Raw genomic sequence first — 1685 nt, 5'->3', positions numbered from 1 at the left:
CAAATGCCGCGTTTGTTAGGATTGGCTCAAGCTTCAAAAATATACAGAAATGTTTCGGGTATCAACCAAACCAACTTCTCCGAAAACGGAAACGAAGTGGCTTGGGGAACAATCGGAAATGCTTCAACTTCTGAAGGTTTATTCTTTGAAACTATCAATGCTGCTGGTGTTTTACAAGTACCAATGGTAATGAGCGTTTGGGATGACGAATACGGAATTTCAGTTCACGCGCGTCATCAAACAACAAAAGAAAACATCTCTGAAATCTTAAAAGGTTTCCAACGTGATGAAGAAAATAACGGTTACGAAATCTTACGAGTTAAAGGTTGGGATTATCCAGCTTTAGTTGAAACGTATCAAAAAGCATCGCAAATTGCGCGTGAAGAACACGTTCCTGTTTTAGTGCACGTACAAGAATTAACGCAACCACAAGGTCACTCAACTTCTGGAAGTCACGAACGCTACAAAAATGCAGAACGTTTGGCTTGGGAAGCAGAATTTGACTGTGTAGCTAAAATGAAAACTTGGTTAATCGATAACAATATAGCTACTTCAGAAGAATTAGAACAAATTGACAACCAAGCTAAAAAAGACGTTTTAGAAGGTAAAAAAGCAGCTTGGACCAATTTTACAGCTCCAATCAAAGCAGAACAACAAGAATTAGTTGGTTTACTAAATACCATCGCTTCACAAAGTGAAAATAAAGTATTTATCGAGAAAATTGCTAACGATGTTGCTTCAATAAAAGAACCAATTCGCAAAGATATTTTAGTTGCTGCACGAAAAGTGTTGCGTATTATTATCAAAGAAAATTCTCGTGCTACTTTAGCTACTTGGATTGAAAACTATACGGAGAAAATCCAACCAAAATTCAGTTCGCACTTATTTTCGCAATCGGATAAAACGGTTTTAAAAACCAAAGAAGTAGCTCCAACTTACGATGCAACTGCAGAAGATGTAGATGCACGTTTAGTATTAAGAGATAACTTCGATGCTATCTTCTCAAAATATCCAGAAACGCTGATTTTTGGTGAAGATTCTGGAAATATTGGTGACGTAAACCAAGGTTTAGAAGGCATGCAAGAAAAATACGGAGAATTACGTGTCGCCGATGTGGGAATTCGTGAAGCTACAATTTTAGGTCAAGGAATTGGAATGGCAATGCGAGGATTGCGTCCAATTGCTGAAATTCAATATTTAGATTATTTATTGTACGCTATTCAAATCATGAGTGATGATTTAGCAACATTACAATACAGAACAGCGGGTCGCCAAAAAGCACCGTTAATCATCAGAACTCGTGGGCACCGTTTAGAAGGCGTTTGGCATTCAGGTTCACCAATGGGAATGATAATCAATGCCATCAGGGGAATTCACGTTTTAGTTCCAAGAAACATGACCAAAGCCGCTGGTTTTTATAACACTTTATTAGAAACAGACGAACCTGCATTGGTTGTAGAATGTTTGAACGGTTACCGTTTAAAAGAGAAAATGCCAACTAATTTAGGCGAATTCAAAACACCTATCGGAGTAGTTGAAACGATTAAAACTGGAACTGATATTACATTAGTTTCTTACGGTTCTACATTACGTTTGGTAGAACAAGCAGCAAATGAGTTAGAATCAGTTGGAATTAGCGCTGAAATCATTGATATTCAATCGTTATTACCTTTCGATATCAATCA

At 37.3% G+C, this 1685-nt stretch carries 1 protein-coding gene; it reads left to right on the top strand.

Features of this window, described 5'->3' with window-relative positions; genetic code table 11:
• Positions 1-1685, top strand: a 1685-nt coding sequence (locus Q0075_RS06215; RefSeq protein WP_297868754.1) for a thiamine pyrophosphate-dependent enzyme, incomplete at both ends; no start/stop codon positions are given.

The organism is uncultured Flavobacterium sp., assembly GCF_937967675.1.
GTDB lineage: Bacteria > Bacteroidota > Bacteroidia > Flavobacteriales > Flavobacteriaceae > Flavobacterium.
This window is presented reverse-complemented; position numbering and strand designations above follow the sequence as displayed.